At 36.0% G+C, this 18,488-nt stretch carries 18 protein-coding genes; 10 read left to right on the top strand and 8 right to left on the bottom strand.

Annotated elements, in window-relative coordinates; translation table 11 throughout:
- Positions 1–27 precede the first annotated feature (27 nt).
- The 5 genes from J3U63_RS12350 (at position 28) to ubiA (ending at position 5,550) form a co-directional block, all read left to right on the top strand.
- Complete coding sequence (locus tag J3U63_RS12350) at positions 28–2,478, top strand: DMSO/selenate family reductase complex A subunit (RefSeq protein ID WP_267371688.1); 2,451 nt, start codon at positions 28–30, stop codon at positions 2,476–2,478.
- A 20-nt stretch (positions 2,479–2,498) separates the two neighbouring features.
- Positions 2,499–3,113 (top strand): DMSO/selenate family reductase complex B subunit, encoded by a 615-nt coding sequence (locus tag J3U63_RS12345; RefSeq protein ID WP_416379621.1) that lies wholly within the window; start codon positions 2,499–2,501, stop codon positions 3,111–3,113.
- Between the two features lies 1 nt (position 3,114).
- Positions 3,115–3,954, top strand: coding sequence for a dimethyl sulfoxide reductase anchor subunit family protein (locus tag J3U63_RS12340; RefSeq protein WP_267371687.1), 840 nt, complete (start codon positions 3,115–3,117; stop codon positions 3,952–3,954).
- 68 nt (positions 3,955–4,022) lie between these two features.
- On the top strand, positions 4,023–4,589 hold the full coding sequence (locus J3U63_RS12335) for a molecular chaperone TorD family protein (RefSeq protein ID WP_267334541.1): 567 nt from the start codon (positions 4,023–4,025) through the stop codon (positions 4,587–4,589).
- Between the two features lie 121 nt (positions 4,590–4,710).
- Entirely contained in the window at positions 4,711–5,550 is an 840-nt protein-coding gene (gene ubiA / locus J3U63_RS12330; protein ID WP_267334543.1) for a 4-hydroxybenzoate octaprenyltransferase, read from the top strand.
- Positions 5,551–5,752: 202 nt separating this feature from the next.
- On the opposite strand, the gene folP is transcribed toward ubiA, so the two are convergent.
- The 3 genes from folP to rlmE form a co-directional block, all read right to left on the bottom strand.
- On the bottom strand, positions 5,753–6,589 hold the full coding sequence (gene folP / locus J3U63_RS12325) for a dihydropteroate synthase (RefSeq protein WP_267371684.1): 837 nt from the start codon (positions 6,587–6,589) through the stop codon (positions 5,753–5,755).
- Positions 6,590–6,771: 182 nt separating this feature from the next.
- Complete coding sequence (gene ftsH, locus J3U63_RS12320; protein WP_416379619.1) at positions 6,772–8,652, bottom strand: ATP-dependent zinc metalloprotease FtsH; 1,881 nt, start codon at positions 8,650–8,652, stop codon at positions 6,772–6,774.
- 77 nt (positions 8,653–8,729) lie between these two features.
- A complete protein-coding gene (gene rlmE / locus J3U63_RS12315; protein WP_065633282.1) occupies positions 8,730–9,356 on the bottom strand; it encodes a 23S rRNA (uridine(2552)-2'-O)-methyltransferase RlmE in 627 nt (208 codons plus the stop codon).
- 98 nt (positions 9,357–9,454) lie between these two features.
- On the opposite strand from rlmE, the gene yhbY reads away from it, so the two are divergent.
- Complete coding sequence (gene yhbY / locus J3U63_RS12310) at positions 9,455–9,748, top strand: ribosome assembly RNA-binding protein YhbY (protein WP_065633283.1); 294 nt, start codon at positions 9,455–9,457, stop codon at positions 9,746–9,748.
- 57 nt (positions 9,749–9,805) lie between these two features.
- On the opposite strand, the gene greA is transcribed toward yhbY, so the two are convergent.
- Positions 9,806–10,282 carry a transcription elongation factor GreA gene (gene greA / locus J3U63_RS12305; protein WP_065559646.1) on the bottom strand — a complete coding sequence of 159 codons (477 nt, stop codon included), beginning with the start codon at positions 10,280–10,282 and terminating at the stop codon, positions 9,806–9,808.
- A gap of 248 nt (positions 10,283–10,530) precedes the next feature.
- Here greA and J3U63_RS12300 point away from each other — a divergent pair, with 248 nt between their 5' ends.
- The 3 genes from J3U63_RS12300 to hslO all read left to right on the top strand — a co-directional run bounded on the left by J3U63_RS12300 (position 10,531) and on the right by hslO (position 13,489).
- Positions 10,531–12,120 (top strand): hypothetical protein, encoded by a 1,590-nt coding sequence (locus tag J3U63_RS12300; RefSeq protein WP_267371683.1) that lies wholly within the window; start codon positions 10,531–10,533, stop codon positions 12,118–12,120.
- 105 nt (positions 12,121–12,225) lie between these two features.
- Complete coding sequence (gene hslR, locus J3U63_RS12295) at positions 12,226–12,624, top strand: ribosome-associated heat shock protein Hsp15 (protein WP_141671509.1); 399 nt, start codon at positions 12,226–12,228, stop codon at positions 12,622–12,624.
- On the top strand, positions 12,617–13,489 hold the full coding sequence (gene hslO / locus J3U63_RS12290) for an Hsp33 family molecular chaperone HslO (protein ID WP_267371698.1): 873 nt from the start codon (positions 12,617–12,619) through the stop codon (positions 13,487–13,489). Before hslR ends, hslO begins: the two co-directional genes overlap by 8 nt.
- Positions 13,490–13,783: 294 nt before the next feature.
- Here hslO and tsaA read toward each other — a convergent pair whose 3' ends face one another.
- The 4 genes from tsaA to metN all read right to left on the bottom strand — a co-directional run bounded on the left by tsaA (position 13,784) and on the right by metN (position 17,327).
- Positions 13,784–14,503 (bottom strand): tRNA (N6-threonylcarbamoyladenosine(37)-N6)-methyltransferase TrmO, encoded by a 720-nt coding sequence (gene tsaA / locus J3U63_RS12285; RefSeq protein ID WP_065633287.1) that lies wholly within the window; start codon positions 14,501–14,503, stop codon positions 13,784–13,786.
- A gap of 124 nt (positions 14,504–14,627) precedes the next feature.
- A complete protein-coding gene (locus tag J3U63_RS12280; protein ID WP_267371681.1) occupies positions 14,628–15,527 on the bottom strand; it encodes a MetQ/NlpA family lipoprotein in 900 nt (299 codons plus the stop codon).
- A 14-nt stretch (positions 15,528–15,541) separates the two neighbouring features.
- Positions 15,542–16,183, bottom strand: coding sequence for a methionine ABC transporter permease (locus tag J3U63_RS12275; protein ID WP_416381311.1), 642 nt, complete (start codon positions 16,181–16,183; stop codon positions 15,542–15,544).
- Positions 16,184–16,295: 112 nt separating this feature from the next.
- Complete coding sequence (gene metN / locus J3U63_RS12270; RefSeq protein WP_267367841.1) at positions 16,296–17,327, bottom strand: methionine ABC transporter ATP-binding protein MetN; 1,032 nt, start codon at positions 17,325–17,327, stop codon at positions 16,296–16,298.
- A gap of 115 nt (positions 17,328–17,442) precedes the next feature.
- On the opposite strand from metN, the gene gmhB reads away from it, so the two are divergent.
- Positions 17,443–17,979 carry a D-glycero-beta-D-manno-heptose 1,7-bisphosphate 7-phosphatase gene (gmhB, locus tag J3U63_RS12265; protein ID WP_267371678.1) on the top strand — a complete coding sequence of 179 codons (537 nt, stop codon included), beginning with the start codon at positions 17,443–17,445 and terminating at the stop codon, positions 17,977–17,979.
- The last annotated feature ends 509 nt before the right edge of the window (positions 17,980–18,488 follow it).

The following is an 18,488-nucleotide window of genomic DNA, read 5'->3' as shown; positions in this document are numbered from 1 at the left end:
ATCCCACACAAAAATTAAGGGAATAAGATGAGCAAGTCAGAAAACAAGATTACTCGGCGTGATTTTTTGCAAAAATCGCTCGCTGTCGGGAGCGTTACTGCGCTCGCAAATAGTTTTCAATTACCATTTGCCTATGCCGAACCTAATCCGACAACTCAAAATAGTCTAGCACCAAATCCTACTAATGATGAGAAGATTTTTTATAGTGCTTGTTTAGTTAATTGTGGTAGCCGATGTCCATTAAAAGTCCATGTAAAAAATGATATTATTACTAAAATTTCGTCGGAAGACGGTATTGACGAACCTGCCTTTGGATTGCATCAAATTCGTCCTTGCTTGCGAGGTCGGGCTGTTCGTTGGCGAACCTACGATCCTGAGCGTTTAAAATATCCCATGCTCCGTATTGGTAAACGAGGTGAAGGTAAATTTAAACGCATTTCATGGGACGAAGCCATTAATCTTCTTGCAGATAAACTTAAATATACCATCAACCAATATGGTAATGAGGCTATCTATTATCAATATGGCACAGGCACGACGGGCGCCAATCTTTCTGGGCGTAATGTCTGTAAGCGATTTTTAAGCAGTATTGGCGGCTTTCTTAATTATCATGGTGATTACTCAAGTGGGCAGATAACCGCCATTCAACCTTATATTTATGGTAATGCTAAAGATTCATTATTGGATCAAATAAAGCATTCTGATTTAGTTGTGATGTTTGGTCATAATGTTGCCGAAACGCGAATGTCGGGCGGTGGGCAAGTTACAGAGCTGTTTAATGCATTAGCACAAAGCAACGCTCGAGTAATTATTATCGATCCTAGGCGTAGTGAAAGTGTGGTTGGTTATAATGCCGAGTGGATACCAATTATTCCCGGTACCGATGCTGCGTTAGTTGCCGCAATTGGCTATGCTTTACTGGAAGAAGATAATATTGATGAGGCAATGCTTAATCGATATTGTGTGGGTTGGAATGCTGACACTTTGCCTGATTCTGCGCCGCCTTTTAGTGATTATAAATCGTATATTTTAGGTTTGGGGGATGATAGAACCGCTAAAACCCCTGAATGGGCAGCGAAAAAGACCGGTATTCCTGCTGCAAAAATTCGGCAACTTGCACTTGATATTGTCAATGCTAAAGCAGCTTGGATCTCTCAAGGTTGGGGGGCTCAACGCTGGCAAAATGGTGAGCATACGGCTCGAGCAATTATGTTATTACCAATTATTACAGGTCAATTTGGTAAACGTGGTACTAATATTGGAACATGGGGAGGGAGTGTGACTTATCCTGTTCCAGGTTTAAACCTTTTAAATCCGATTAAAACCAGTATTCCTTTCTTTTTATGGACGAAAGCTATTGCAGATCCAGATAGCATGACAGCTAAAAATGCCTACATACTGGGTAAAGATAAACTCGATGTAGGTATCAAATTCTTATGGAGTTATGCCAGTAACGTTATTGGCAATCAGCATGCTGATCTCAATCAAACCCATCAAATTTTACAAGATGAATCAAAATGTGAATTCATTTTAGTGTGGGATACCCATATGACTGCATCGGCACGATATGCTGATTTATTGCTACCGGATGTATCATCGGTTGAAAGCAATGATCTTATTAATAATTCTTATGCAACGGGTGCTTATCACTATTTTATTCGAATGCAGCGGGCTATTAAGCCATTATGGGAAAATCGCCCTGCATATGAGGTTTTGACTGAATTGGCTGAAAAAATGGGTGTTAAAGAGAAATTTACGCAAGGGCGAACTCAAGATGAGTGGATAGCTTATAGCTATGAAAGAATGCGCAAGCAAAATCCTGATTTACCCTCCTTTGCTGACACTGATGGGATGGGCGTGATTGACCGTAAATTAGCTGATAGTGATGCACAAATCGCGTTAAAAGATTTTCGAGACGATCCGATTAATCAGCCATTAAATACGCCGTCCGGTAAAATAGAAATCTATTCCGAAGCATTAGCTAAGATAGCCGGTGAATGGGAGTTTGATGAGCAGGATATGCTTTACCCCATTCCAGCTTATCTACCCGCTATTGAGGGGAGTGAAGATATAGCAATGCGGCAAAAATATCCGTTACAAATGATAGGATTTCATATTAAAGGCCATTGTCACTCTAGTTATAGTAATTTACCTCAATTACGCGAAGCTGTAGCAAGCAGTATATGGATTAATCCACTAGATGCAGAGCAACGGCAAATTAAGCACGGTCAACTTGTAGAAGTTTTCAATGATCGAGGACGACTTTATATTCCCGCTAAAGTTACACCAAGAATATTACCTGGCGTGATTGCTATTCCGCAAGGATTATGGGCTAAAACTAATGCAGCCGGCATTGATATTGGTGGTTGTGTGAATCGCTTAACTTCTATGCGGCCTTCAGTTCTGGCTAAATCTAATCCACAGCACACCAATTTGGTTGAGATTAAACCATTGTCGGTGATGTCATCGACATCATAGGTAATAGGGGGATGAGCAAAATGCAATTTGGATTTTATATTAACTCGGCCAAATGTACTGGTTGTAAAACTTGCCAATTAAGTTGTAAAGATGAAAAAGATAATGCGCTCGGTGTTCATTATCGCCGCGTATATGAATATGGCGGTGGTTCATGGCAGCAAGTTGATGGTATTTGGCAAAATGATACTTTTACCTATTATTTATCCATCTCATGTAATCATTGTGAGCAACCAACTTGCGTGCAAGGTTGCCCAACCGGTGCGATGCATAAACGCAAGGAAGATGGTTTAGTTGTGGTTAATCAAGATGTGTGCATAGGGTGCCGCTATTGTGAAATGCGCTGTCCATATGGGGCGCCTCAGTATGATCACCAAAAACGGGTGATGTCAAAATGTGATGGTTGTTATGAGCGCGTGGCTGAGGGGCTAAAACCAGTCTGTGTAGAGTCTTGTCCACAACGTGCATTAGATTTTGACCAAATCGATAAATTACGTGAGCGCTATGGTGAAGAACGTAATATTGCACCATTACCTGATGCTCAGTTAACAAAACCTAATATCGTGATTAAACCACATGCTCAAGCTAAAGCATCGGGTGATACATTGGGTAAAATACTCAATCCAGAGGAGGTGTAATATGCATGAATTACCGCTAGTATTTTTTACGGTGTTTGGGCAACTATCCGCTGGCATGGTGTTTTTAAGTAGCTTATATTATCTGGTTAATCATACAAAAGATAAAATATCTATTATTCAAAAAATTAATGTTATCAGCCTGATTTTTATGGCGATAGGTATGATCATTGCTTCTTTCCATTTAGGGCATCCTTTACGCGCATTAAATGTGATTTTTGGGATTGGTCGCTCGCCGATGAGTAACGAAATTTTTACCTTTGGCGTATTATTTGGTGTCACCTTTGCTTCAGTAGTATTAAATTATTTTTCGTGTTATCCAACTAATGATAAGTTCAAATTCTTTAGAGTTATTTGCTGGAAGGTAAATAAGATTCCTTATGTCAATGGTCTACTATCAGCCGTTCTAATTTTATTAAGCATAGTGTTTGTTTGGACCATTGTTTTAACCTATATGTTACCAACGGTCAAAACATGGGATACGTATTATACTGCCTTGCAAATGTATACCGCTATGTTTGCTTTAGGTGGGATTGCAAGCGCTATGTTGGGTTTGAAACGGTTGGGCAGTGTTGTTTTTTTTATTGGCGGATTGTTAATCCTATTGTTGAAAATACCTTATGCTAATTTAATGGCAACTATTACGCCAGAACTCACCGCTCAGCAAAGTGGTTGGATGATTGGTGAATGTGCTTTAATCTTAGTTGCTTTGTTGTTAGTGATTATCAATATTTGGCGAGCAAACTATGCAATGATCTTATCGATTATCGCTTTTACTTGTGTTTTTGTTGCTGAAATTTGTGGGCGCATTGTATTTTATAATTTATGGATAATTCCATTATAATAAGTAACAAACAGTTTTACTCATCAAGATGAAAAAATCGTCTAACGATAATTAAGGGATAGAATAATTTGGATAAGTTAGCATGCGCAACGGTGGCAAAAGTGTTAGGTGCTTTTTTTTATTATTCGCCAAATAGCCAGATTGTACAGCCACTGATTAATCCTTTATTACATATTGATAAACTTATTGATTGGCAAAATCCATCATTAATTAGTCAGCAATGCCAAACATTAATGACAGAGATAAGTAATACAGATCTTGATTATCAATTTTCGTTGTTATTTGAAGGGCAGGGTGATATGCCTGCACCCCCTTGGGGATCCGTTTATTTAGATCAAGAACAGTTATTAATGGGCGAATCACAAGAGCGTTATCGTCAGTTTTTACAGCAACACGGGATAACTCTTAATACCGGTATGAATGAGCCGGAAGATCAGTTTGGATTAATGTTAATGGCATTTGCGTTATTACTCGAAAAAAATCAAATATCAATTGCCAAGCAATTAATTAATGAACATTTACTGACCTGGTCATCAAACTATTTAGAATGCTTGAAAAATAATGACATTAGCCAATTTTATCAATCGTTAGCCGTCATTGCTCAGCAATATTTGTTAATGCTATCGACGTTATAGTAGGCTTTGAATTCCTTTTAACTTTTTACTTTGCTTAAGTTTTATAGACGTTGTCGCAACTTTGCAGCTTTTAAGGGAAACGGTATAATCCTGCTATTACTTTTCAGATAAACCCCAAATTATGTTAGCTTATTTACAACTGATGCGGTTAGACCGACCAATTGGTACCTTATTATTACTATGGCCCACGCTTTGGGCAATTTGGCTGACTGGTCAGCCTTATACTTATACCTCATTAGTGTTTGTTTTAGGGGTAATTGTTATGCGTGCGGCTGGCTGTGTGGTAAATGATTATGCCGATCGTAACTTTGATGCACATGTCGAACGAACCCAAAATCGCCCATTGGCACGGGGTGCATTAACTGCTAAAAATGCATTATGGACACTAGTGTTACTTTTAGCAATAGCACTTGGTTTATTGCTAACTTTAAACAAATTGACTTGGTTAATTGCCTGTTTTGCTTTATTAACCGCCATGATTTACCCTTTCATGAAGCGTTATACTCATCTTCCTCAAGTTATTTTGGGGCTAGCATTTAGTTGGAGCATTCCAATGGTGTACGCGGCAACCATTGAGCAATTTCCATTAACTTGCTGGTTACTTTGTTTAGCGAATATTAGCTGGACGGTCGCTTATGATACTGAGTATGCTATGGTCGATCGAAATGATGATATAAAAATTGGTATTAAATCAACGGCAATTCTATTTGGTTGTTATGACAAATTAATGATTGGTGTGTTACAAATGATCGCCATAATCTGTTTATTGATTGTTGGGTTAATCAATCATTTATCGTTTATATACTATAGCGCGTTAGCATTAGCCTCGATGTTATTTATTTATCAACAAACATTAATCAAGCAACGCCAACGCAATAACTGTTTTAAAGCATTTATGAATAATAATTCTGTAGGGTTGTTGGTTTTTGTCGGGATTTTTTGCAGTGAGTGGTTTGTTTGATTTTTATCCATAAATATGGATATTCCCATAAACTTCTGGTCGGGAATTGTTTTTATTTATCAATCAAATTTGTTTCTTAAATTTCTTAACTTCTTAAAAGAAGTTAAACCGTGATTAAAAATTTTAAGGAAATGGATGCGTTTTTGCATCCCCCCAAAATCTCTTGATTTTACATTTTACATCTACTACAAAATAAACATTTTCATTTTTGTTCCGCTAATGTCGCTTGTACAATTCGTAATGCATCAAATGTCTCTTTAACATCATGGACACGAATAATGTGTGCACCTTTCATTGCAGCAATGACAGCACAAGTTACACTACCTAGCATACGCTGTTGTGGTGGTACATTTAATACTTGGCCAATCATGGATTTCCGTGACATGCCTACCAATAAAGGGAGGTCAAAATGGTGGAATTTTTCTAATGTTGCTAAGAGTCGATAATTATGAGCCAAGGTTTTACCAAAACCAAAGCCAGGATCGAGAATGATTTTTTGTCGATCAATTCCTGCTTGTATGCAACGATCAATATGTTGAGCAAAAAAGTCATCCACTACTTGATAGATATCTTGTTCATAATGTGGTGCATTTTGCATAGTTTTTGGATCGCCTTGCATGTGCATAATACAAACGGGTAATCCTGTTTGGGACGCAGCTTCAATTGCGCCAGGTTCGGTTAGTGCACGGATATCATTGATTAAGTGTGCACCTGCTTTTGCCGATTCTGTTATGACTTGTGGTTTTGAGGTATCAACCGAAATCCAAACATCAAAATAACGGGCAACTTTTTCAACTAAAGGAATCACTCTATCGAGTTCTTCTTCAACCGAGACTTCAGCCGCCCCTGGTCGAGTTGATTCTCCACCAATATCAATGAATGTGGCACCGGCTTGGATCATGTTATCGACACGACGCATTGCATCATCAAGATTGTTGTAATTGCCGCCATCAGAAAACGAATCTGGTGTCATATTTACAATACCCATCACTTGTGGATAAGAGAGCTCCATTACTTGATTTTGAAAACGTATTTCCATGGTTATAGCCTTATTCGATTTTTATTGATAATGTTTTTATGCGATATTAAAAACGCTTGAGCACAATTGTTGCATGTATTTTATGCAGATTATGATGTTATTGTTGCCCTATTTATGAGATAGTTATTTTAATATTATCGATAAAAAACGCGCCGTAGCGCGTTATATTTTATTAAAGTCAATTAACTTTCTGATTGAGGTGGTATATCGCTTCCTTCATTTGGAATTTGATTTGCTGCTTTTTCGTCACTTTCTGTCCAATCATCAGGCGCAGTGATAGGTCGACGAGCAATTAAATCTGCAACTTGTTTAGCACCAATAGTTTCGTACTTCATTAATGCATCTTTCATGGCGTGAAGTACATCCATATTTTCAGTCAGTATTTTACGTGCCCGTTCAAAATTACGGTCGATAATTTTTTTGACTTCTTCATCAATGATACGTGCTGTTTCATCTGAAATATCTTTAGGACGACCATAAGATGAGTTATCATCCATTTCATAAAATAACGGACCTAAGCGATCAGAAAAGCCCCACTGAGTAACCATCGCTCTGGCGTATTGCGTCGCGACTTTTATATCATTAGATGCACCGGTTGATACTTTATCAACTCCGTAAATAAGTTCTTCAGCAAGCCGACCACCATAAAGTGTTGCAATGTCACCCTCTAATTTTTCACGGCTTTCACTAACGCGATCACCTTCAGGTAAAAAGAACGTAACCCCTAATGCGCGTCCACGTGGAATAATGGTCACTTTGTGAATCGGATCATGATCAGGCATTAAATAACCAATAATTGCATGACCAGCTTCGTGATAAGCAGTAGAAATAAGCTGTTCTTTGGTCATGGTTAATGAACGTCGTTCAGTACCCATGTTAATTTTATCTTTAGCTTCTTCAAACTCGTCCATGGTGACTAAGCGCTTATTACGACGAGCGGCAAATAGTGCAGCTTCGTTTACAAGGTTTGCTAGTTCAGCGCCAGAATAACCAGGTGTACCACGTGCAAGAACGGATAAATTGACATCAGAACCAAGTGGAACTTTACGTACATGAACGGCTAAAATTTGTTCACGACCTTTCATGTCCGGTAAACCAATTTGTACTTGGCGGTCAAAACGACCTGGGCGAAGTAATGCTGGATCTAAAATATCAACACGGTTGGTTGCCGCAATAATGATGATGCCACTATTCGCTTCGAAACCATCCATTTCAACTAACATTTGGTTAAGGGTTTGTTCACGTTCGTCATGCCCACCCATTGACCCTGCGCCACGTTTACGCCCGACAGCATCAATTTCGTCAATAAAAATGATACAAGGCGAATGTTTACGAGCTTGTTCGAATAGATCGCGGACACGAGATGCACCGACACCAACAAACATTTCGACAAAGTCAGAACCCGATATACTAAAGAAAGGTACATTGGCTTCACCCGCGATAGCTTTGGCAAGTAGCGTTTTACCAGTACCTGGTGGTCCAACCATCAAAATCCCTTTTGGGATGCGTCCACCTAGTTTTTGATATTTGCCAGGATCGCGTAAAAAATCCACGACTTCGGTGACTTCTTGCTTCGCTTCTTCACTACCCGCAACATCGGTAAACTTAGTTTTGACTTGATCTGGAGTGAGCATTTTGGCTTTACTTTTGCCAACAGACATTGGCCCGCCTTTGCCGCCACCCTGCATTTGGCGCATGATAAAAATCCAGAAGCCAATTAATAGAATAATTGGAAACCAAGAGATTAAAATATTAACTAATAAACTCGGTTTTTCATCAGGGCTACCATAAACAGCAACTTTGTTTAATACCAAATCATCCATTAATTTTTCATCAAAATAAGGGATATAGGTGACATAACTGCCGTTACCTTTAGTGGTGGCAACAATTTCACGCCCGTTAATATGCACCTCTTGAAGTTTGCCACTGGTGATGTCTGAGTTGAATTGGGTATAATTGACTTGAGGACCACTATTGGATATTGAGCTGAATTGATTAAATACAGCAATCAATACTACCGCAATGACTCCCCAGATCAGCAAATTCTTTACCATGTCGTTCAAAAGAAAAACCTCTCATAAAAATTAACAGTTACGACTAAAATTAACTTAGCAATGGTACTACAAAATTATACAACTGGCTACTTCATACCCATTGCAACGATATAAACTTCTCGGGATCTTGCCCGTGAAGCTTCAGGTTTACGGATTTTGACTGTTTTAAACATTGAGCGTACCTGTTTTAGGTACTCTTCAAAACCTTCACCTTGGAATACTTTGACAATAAAATTACCATTAGGTGCAAGCACGTCTCGACACATATCAAGCGCGAGTTCAACTAAATACATAGCTCTAGGAATATCAACAGCGGGTTGACCACTCATATTGGGGGCCATATCTGACATCACAACTTGAACTTTTTGATCACCAACGCGTTCAAGCAGTGCTTTTAATACTGCTTCATCACGAAAATCACCTTGCAAAAAATCAACGCCAACAATCGGATCCATGGGTAATAAATCACATGCAATAATGCGACCTTTATTACCAATTAAAGATGCTACGTATTGTGACCAACCACCAGGTGCTGCACCTAAATCAACAACGGTTATCCCGGGTTTAAATAGTTTGTCACTTTTTTGAATTTCTTCTAATTTGAACCATGCCCGAGATCGTAATCCCTTTTTTTGGGCTTGTTGTACAAAGCGATCTTTGAAATGTTCATTAAGCCAGCGTGTCGAACTTGCCGAGCGTTTTTTATTACTCACCGCTAATAAATCCTTAGTGTAAGAAGGTTTCTTCAATTGATTACTCATATATATAAGGGTAGAATAGCAAAATTACAACTTAATGTGATAAAAAATTAATGAATTTATCAAATAAACAAAAACAGTACTTAAAAAGTGAATCCCATCATTTAAAACCTGTTGTGATGATTGGTGCTAATGGGTTTACCGAAGGTGTTCTTGCTGAAATTGAAAGCGCTTTAAATTTTCATGAATTAATTAAGATTAAAGTATCAGCTGAAGATCGTGATAGTAAAAAATTAATTTGCGATGCAATTATTCGTGAAACCAAAGCACTAGCTGTACAACAAGTCGGGTCTATTTTTACTATTTTTAGACCAAGTGATGAAAAGAAAATCACTTTACCTAAATAAAATAAAAACAGGGCAGTAAGCCCTGTTTTTATTGTTAACTTTTATGTTTTTTTGATATTAGATATATTCAACTTTTACTATATCAAATTCTACATCACCGCCCGGTGTTTTAATTTGGACTGTGTCACCATCTTCTTTGCCAATTAAACCTCTGGCAATAGGTGAGTTGACCGAAATCAGATTTTGCCTATAGTCAGCTTCATCATCACCGACAATGCGATAAGTTGTTTCTTCGTCGGTATCAACATTGATTACTGTTACTGTGGCACCAAAAATTATACGTCCGGTGTTTTTCACTTTGGTAATATCAATAATTTGTGCTTGTGATAACTTGCCTTCAATTTCTTGAATACGTCCTTCACAAAAGCCTTGTTGTTCTCTGGCTGCATGGTATTCGGCGTTTTCTTTTAAATCCCCGTGCGCTCTTGCTTCGGCTATAGCTGCTGTAATTTGTGGTCGTTTAACATTTTTCAGCTCTTCCAATTCCGCGCGTAATAATTCGGCTCCCTTTACCGTCATTGGGATTTGTTTCATCTTTGCTCTCCCGTTTTACTGATAATAAAAAAAATAACAAGCCCAACGCTTAATCAAAAGCGTGGCAGGTGGTGATTGTAGTTGTATATGTTATTTTAAAAGACACCAATGTCTATCGCTATATATTAACTGTAAAACCGATCTGACCACAAATCATTTATATCGAAATCAGGTGCTATTTTGCCTAAAATCGGTTATCGTAATGTAATTATTAATATTTTAATTTAACCATTTAGTCTATTTATGTTATGCGACGATTAAGATTATCTATAATTATTGTCTTGTCTATTATTTGGTTTGTGTTGTTATTACCTTATTTCTTAATGCAGACTTCTTTTGGTGCGAATTTAATTGGGCAACAATTATCTAAATTAAGTCCTTATACTATTTCTATTGGCAAGGTAAGTCATTCATTTTCAAATTTTTATGAGCTGTCTTTTGATGATGTTGTGATTAGTAATGAAAAGCAGCAATTGGTTAATGTTCCAAAATTAGTTGTTGGATTTGATAAAGATAACCTATGGCAGTTAAATCATTTCAATTATATTACTGTTTTTGAAGGTGTGATTGATTATTCACAAAAAGCTAAAGATTATAATTTTACTGCAAACACGCTAAAATTAGTGGATACCAAAATCAATATTCCCCTTAATAATAACCAAGATAAATTATCATTAAACCAGTTAAATGGTGGCATTAAATCATTTAATTCGCAAGGTGAGGGAGACTATCAGTTTGATTTGACGGCACAGCAAGTTATGTTAAATCAACAGGCAATGGATAAGGTACTTATTCAAGGTTTTCATCGAAATAATATTATTACTGTTACCAATTTAGGCGGTAATGTTGATAACGGTTTTTTTGTTAGTAAATTGAAAATAATGGCGGATAATAGCTGGGATATTGAACAGTTGAAGATTAATAAGATTCATTTTCAATCGATGGATGACCGTTATTCTACAATACTGCCTAAGTTAGTTATTCGCCAATTTACTATGTTCGATAGTAGTATTCAAATTCCAGGGTTAACTATTGATAAAGGGAATATTGATGCAACTAACCTACGCTATGATCAACAATGGATAGTAGATGATAGTGATGTTACTTTGAGTGCAGAGAGTGTAGTTTGGCATGATGAGGTATTTTCATCGGCATTGTTACAATTACAGTTTAAAAATAATCAAGTTGAAATTCAAAAAGCGATGGCAAATTGGAATGAAGGTAATCTTGATTTTACTGGTAGTTGGAGTAATAACGCCTTACATTTAGAAAAATTATTATTAGCTGGTGTCAATTACCAAGTACCGCCAAAATCAGACGGATTTTTATTACCCGATCTATTTAGCCGAGTAGAAGTGGATCAATTAACCATTTTACCTGGTATGTTAATTGATAAAAATTCAGATTTTCCATTTGTTTTTATCAATTTTGAAATGTCAGGCTCTAATGTAGTCTTAGTTCAAGATAGAAAATTAGGTATTTATGCTGGAACCTTATTTTGTAAAGCTGAACTGGGCTCTATTAATGAAATTGATATTAAATATCCCGATCTTGTTGTTAAATTTGATGCTCAAAATCAAACTTTAGTCAGTTTTAGTTCGTTAGTGAGTGGCGGTATGGTTGAAGCAATAGCGACAATAGATCCAACGCAAACTGAATTTGTCTCGTTACATTTAACTGCCTATAATATCTCCAGTTTACTATTAAAAGAGTGGAAATTAATAGAAGAACCACCTAAATCCATTAATTATAGTGCAGATTTACACGGTAGTATTTCACCATTTAAATTATCTGGCACTTTATTGTCTAATGAAAACGAGTTTATTATTAATCCATAATATTGATTTAAGTAAAAACATCCTTATATACCCTGTAAAGATATTTGATATCTGACTAGTGTTTAGTATCAGATTGACTTGATGAAAAATGTATATGAGGATGTAATGAATCCAGTTAGATTAGATAAATGGTTGTGGGCTGCAAGGTTTTATAAAACTCGTTCATTAGCTCGAGAAATGGTTGACGGTGGTAAAGTTCATTATAATGGACAGCGCACTAAACCAAGTAAAATTATTGAAGTGGGTGCAATTTTAACTCTTCGACAAGGTTCTGATCAAAAGACCATCCAAGTATTAGCCATTACTGAACAGCGTAGATCTGCTACAGAGGCACAATTACTTTATCAAGAAACGCAAGAAAGTATTACTAAACGCGAAACAATAGCGCAAGCACGTAAACTTAACGCATTAACTATGCCACATCCGGATCGGAAACCGGATAAAAAAGAGCGACGTAACTTGATTAAATTTAAATATGATAGACAACTAGGCGAAAATAACTAATATGGATACTCTTAATCGATTTTTATTTGATAATCACGCTATTCGAGGTGAAATCACCCATCTTGAACAGACATACCAGGCAATTTTAGATAATCACACTTATCCCGTTGCTGTACAAAAAGTCTTAGGTGAATTACTGGTGATAACCAGTTTGTTAACAGCTACACTAAAATTTGAGGGTGATATCGCTGTACAATTACAAGGTGATGGTCCTTTATCTTTAGCGGTTGTAAATGGTAATGATCAGCAACAACTTCGAGGAGTTGCGCGTGTAAAGTCGGATATTGCCAATAATGCAACACTTAAAGAAATGGTTGGTAATGGTTATATTGTTATTACCATTACACCCAAAAATGGTGAACGTTATCAAGGTATTGTAGGATTAGAAAGCGATACGCTTATTGGTTGTATTGAAAACTATTTCATGCAGTCTGAGCAGTTACCAACACGTTTATTTGTCAAAACAGGCGTTTATAATAATAAACCTGTTGCTGCTGGTATTTTATTGCAGATATTGCCAGGAAATGAAAATACATCAGATTCTTTCGAGCATCTATGTACCTTAACTCAAACGATTACTAGTGATGAGTTATTTGAACTGTCCACTGAAGAAATTTTATATCGTTTATATAATCAAGAGCAAGTTCGATTATTTGAGACTCATAACGTGACATTTAAATGTGGTTGTTCTCGTGAACGTTGTGAAGATAGCTTAATGACTTTGCCTGCCAATGAAATAGATCAGATGTTAAAAGAAGATGGTGGCAAAATTGATATTCATTGTGATTATTGTGGGAAACATTACATATTTGATACGATTGATATTGCTCAAATCAGAGCTAAACAGCATACCAATTATCATTGATTTTTCTTTCTAAAAGGACCACTAAAATTTGTTAAAATTTTAGTGGTAAGGTGAAATATAGGGAAATTAAACCCACTGCTAATTTACCAGACTCGTATAAATATGTCAGTTTCTTTTATCGGTTTTGATAGATATTTTTGTAAAGAATCTTTACAAAACTATTTATAACAATAATACCTAAAAATATCTTATTAATTGTTTTTAATATCAATAAGTTAGGTAGTTTACTTTTTACTTAATAAACTAAAAGTGTTTCTAGTATAGAATTTATGATAATAACGGCAGTAATGCGATTTATGTTTTGTTGTTTTTTTCTATATCAATATCTTCAACTATGGCATGTTTATCAGAAATTCTACACTTAATATTAAAGTGATAAAGTCTAAATCCATAATCCTGCTCTTTCAAACTTTTTTGTTTATATGCAGGCCTTGGATCTTGAGCAATAACTTGAGTAATTAATGTCGCTAAATTAGGGTATGTCAGTTGATATAATTTTAGTGATTGCTGTGCTTGTTTTGAAAATTCAACGGTTAAGGTTTTATCTGGCATCGCTTGAGCATAACCGGCAATTGCCTCGGGATAACTATCACAATAGGGTAAGTAGGGTTTGATATCGATAACCGGTGTTCCATCTACTAAATCAACACTACCTAATTTTAAAATGACTTGTTTGTTTTTTATAACGATATCTTTCAACGCTACTGCTGATAAACCAATATGGTTGGGTCTAAATGGAGAACGGGTTGCAAATACCCCTAACGTTTTATTTCCGCCTAAACGAGGTGGGCGCACTGTTAAACGCCATTTGTCTAATTCAATTTGATGAAATTGAAATAGAAGCCAAAGATGAGAAAACTGTTCTAATCCTTTAATTGCATCAGGGTTATTGTAAGGTGGTAACAAATGCAGTTCACCTTGACCTTCAGTCACTAAATTAGGTTGTCGAGGCACAGCAAATTTTTCACTATAAGGTGAATGGATAATGCCTATTGGGTTGATTATTTGTTTCATATTAATTGAGTTAACAGGTACAACTCATGAGTAAAATACATTTTATAATAGTTATTACGACATATTAAAAACATCCACCGACGTTAAGTCGGTGGAAAAACATCATAATATTTTAGCTATGATTTTACCAACCACGAATTGCGCCGCCATTAAACACTTGATTTGCTTTTTGGGCTACGGCATCTGTCTGGTAAGCTTTAACAAAGTTTTTGACATTGTCATTATCTTTATCTACTTCACGTGATACGATAATGTTTACATAAGGTGATTCTTTATCTTCAACAAAAATACCATCCTTGCTTGGTGTTAAATTAGCTTGTCCTGCAAAAGCGTTATTAATAATGGCAAGGTCAACTTGTGCGTCCTTTAATGAACGCGGTAACATTGGTGCTTCAAGTTCAACAATTTTATAATTATACGGGTTGCTGGTTATATCAAGTACTGTCGGTAGTAATCCTTTTGATTTATCCACCGTAATCATGCCTTCATGTTGTAATAACAATAATGCACGGCCTAAATTAGTTGGATCGTTAGGAATGGCTATCGTTGAGCTAGCTGGAATAAAGAAGGTTTCGTCACGTGGTGAGGTTACTTTCACGCCGGCACCAGTTTCAGCTGATTTATCAATTGGTTTTAATTTATGTGAATAGCTAGCAATTGGATAAACAAATGAGTTGCCGACTACTGCTAATTTATAACCACGTTCTTTCATTTGTTCATCTAAATAAGGTTTATGTTGGAATGCGTTAACATCAATTAAGCCATCATTTAGTGCTTGGTTTGGCGTGACATAGTCATTAAAAATAACCAGTTCTACATCCAAGTTATAAAGATCTTTAGCTTGTTGTTTAGCAACTTCTGCAACTTCTTGTTCTGGGCCTGAAATCACACCAACTTTAATCGTGTTAGTTTTTACAGGCTCTACCGGTTTATTTTCTTCTGTTTTTGATTGTTTATTATCACAACCCGTTAAAAAAAATGCACTCACCAAAGTAGTGATAAGTGCTAGCTTTTTAATAGACATAATTTTCTCCAAAATTAATGATGAGTAACACGTTTTACAATAGCATTGCCAATAAATTGAATAATAAATACGATAATAATTAATATTATCAAAACCGTATTCATTATAGCAGGCTTATAACCATTGTAACCATATTGTATTGCTAATTGACCAAGTCCCCCTGCACCAACAGCACCAGCCATAGCAATATAGCCAGTTAGGGTAATTAATGTAATTGTCATACTATTAACAATGACAGGTAATGATTCGGGTAATAAAACTTTATAAATTATTTGTAGTGGTGTTGCCCCCATTGAACGTGCTGCTTCGATTAATCCTTTTGGTACATCTAATAAGGCATTTTCGATCATTCGTGCAATTAGAGGTGACACACCAATACTCAGTGGTACGACTGCTGCTTGTTTACCAATAAAAGTTCCCATAAGAATTGTCGTGAAAGGAATAATCCAGACAATCAAAATAATAAATGGTATGGAACGAAATACATTAGTAATGAATGAAAGAGCGTTATTTGCTAAGTAACAATCTAAAATTTGCCCTTTGCGTGTGGTATAAAGTAATATGCCTATTGGTAAGCCAATCACTGTTCCCCAAAAACCTGACAAAATAACCATGTATAGGGTTTCATCGGTCGCTTGTGCCATTTTGAATAACATGGCTTCATTAAAGCCATTAAAAGAAGAGCAAAAAGTCACAAAGTTTGCCCAAAAATCGTGTTCAGCTAAAAATCGAAATAATGATTCAAAAGGTTTAAACGAAGGAATAAAATTAAACATAACCGAGCACCTCTACTTTGGTGTTATTGTTCTCTAAAAATTGTATTGCTGATGCTGTGCTTTTTGGTTTGCCTTTCATTTCTGTCAACATTAATCCAAACTTAACACCGCCAGCATAATCCATTTGAGCACTGATAATGTTACTATCAATATCAAATTCTTTAGCAATTTGTGATAACAGTGGCAAATCAACTGAAACACCAGTAAATTCTAAACTTACTAATGGATTTAAACCTTCTTTATATTCAGGTGATAGCCTTGCTAAATAGTCCTCAGGGATAGTTAAGTGTAAAGTTGATTGTATAAATTGCCTTGCAATATCAGTTTTAGCATGTGAAAACATTTCACCAACCGATGATTGTTCTACTAATTTACCATTACTGATAACGGCAACTTGATCACAAATTTGTTTTACCACATCCATTTCATGAGTGATTAATAAGATGGTTAAACCGAGTTTTTGGTTGATATCTTTTAATAAAGCTAAAATTGAGCGTGTTGTTTCTGGATCTAATGCGCTAGTTGCTTCATCACATAGTAATACCTTTGGATCACTGGCTAACGCTCTAGCAATAGCAACGCGTTGTTTTTGCCCACCAGACAAATTAGCCGGATAGACATGAGCTTTCTCGGTTAATCCGACTAATTCAATCAGTTCGGTCACTTTTTGCTTTATTTGCGCTTTTGGTGTTTTATTTAGTTCTAATGGAAAAGCAATATTATCAAAAACGGTACGTGAAGAAAGCAGGTTGAAGTGCTGAAAAATCATACTGATTTTTCGACGTACTTCAATTAGCTTACGGTTAGAAAGGTGAGTAATTTCTTGATTATCAAAAAATATTTTACCACTAGTCGGTTTTTCGAGTAGGTTTACGCATCGAATAAGTGTACTTTTCCCCGCTCCTGATTTGCCAATAACGCCATAGATTTGCCCTTGCGGAACATGAAGGGAAATATCGTTTAAAGCATGAATTGGGGTCTTATTATGCTCAAATATTTTCGAAATATGCTGTAATTGTATCATAATATATATAGACAAAGGGTAGATAGCTGAATATTAAGACGTCTAGACATCTAAGTCAATCAATAATATGCTATACGAATTGGTGTAATGCCTAAGTAAAAGGAAAAAAGTAAACATGAAACCTGCTATTTTTTTGGATCGAGATGGTACCATTAATGTCGATTATAATTATGTTCATGCCATTGATAAATTTGATTTTATTGATGGGGTTATAGAAGCTATGCAAGAGCTCAAAAAAATGGGTTTTTTGTTGGTGATTACGACCAATCAATCAGGTATAGCTAGAAATATCTTTACTGAAGAACAGTTTAATACATTAACAGAATGGATGGATTGGTCATTACAAGATCGCGGTGTAGATTTGGATGGAATCTATTATTGTCCTCACGATCCATTGATTGATAAATGTGAATGTCGTAAGCCGAGTCCTGGTATGATTCAAACGGCAGCCAAGGAATTAAATATCGATATTGCAAGTTCATATATGGTTGGGGACAGAGTATCTGATTTATTGTCGGGTAAAAAGGCAGGCGTTAAAAAAACAGTTTTAGTCAAAACCGGTGATGCTATTACTGAAGAAGCATTAGCACAAGCTGATTGGGTAATTGACAGCTTGGCTGATTTACCAAGTAAAATAAGATCACAATTGTGATAGACGATGTAAATTCAGACAAAGCATTGAAACAATACTGTATTGTTATAACTATCAGTGATCACTTTAATTTTGAAACTCTGCATTAATAAATAAATGTTGGTTACATTTTGGTTATCCTGACTTAATCAGGAAAGAGATATTCAAATGACAAGATAAACAATATTAATACTAGAATCTATTATATGGTGTTATCACTGACTTTATTTTAGTTTTTGTTATCACATGAAAGTCCTGTCGTATTTAAAATAGCTAAATTGGATGATGATAAGTTCGATTCAATTTTTACTCTTTTAATTTTAATTGTAATATTCAAAGCGATTTTAAATAAAAAATGTATAGAGATAGCTTGTTTTTGATACGTAATGTGTAAAAAAAACACAAACAGAAAAAAAGTGGCAATAAACACTTGCAGGAAAATTTAAAGTGCCTATAATGCGCATCCACTGACACGGCGTTAGTGAAAAACAAACGAAGAACGTGTTAGAGAGCAAGATCAAAAATATTGA

The organism is Gilliamella sp. B2838 (assembly GCF_026536185.1).
GTDB lineage: Bacteria > Pseudomonadota > Gammaproteobacteria > Enterobacterales > Orbaceae > Gilliamella.
This window is presented reverse-complemented; position numbering and strand designations above follow the sequence as displayed.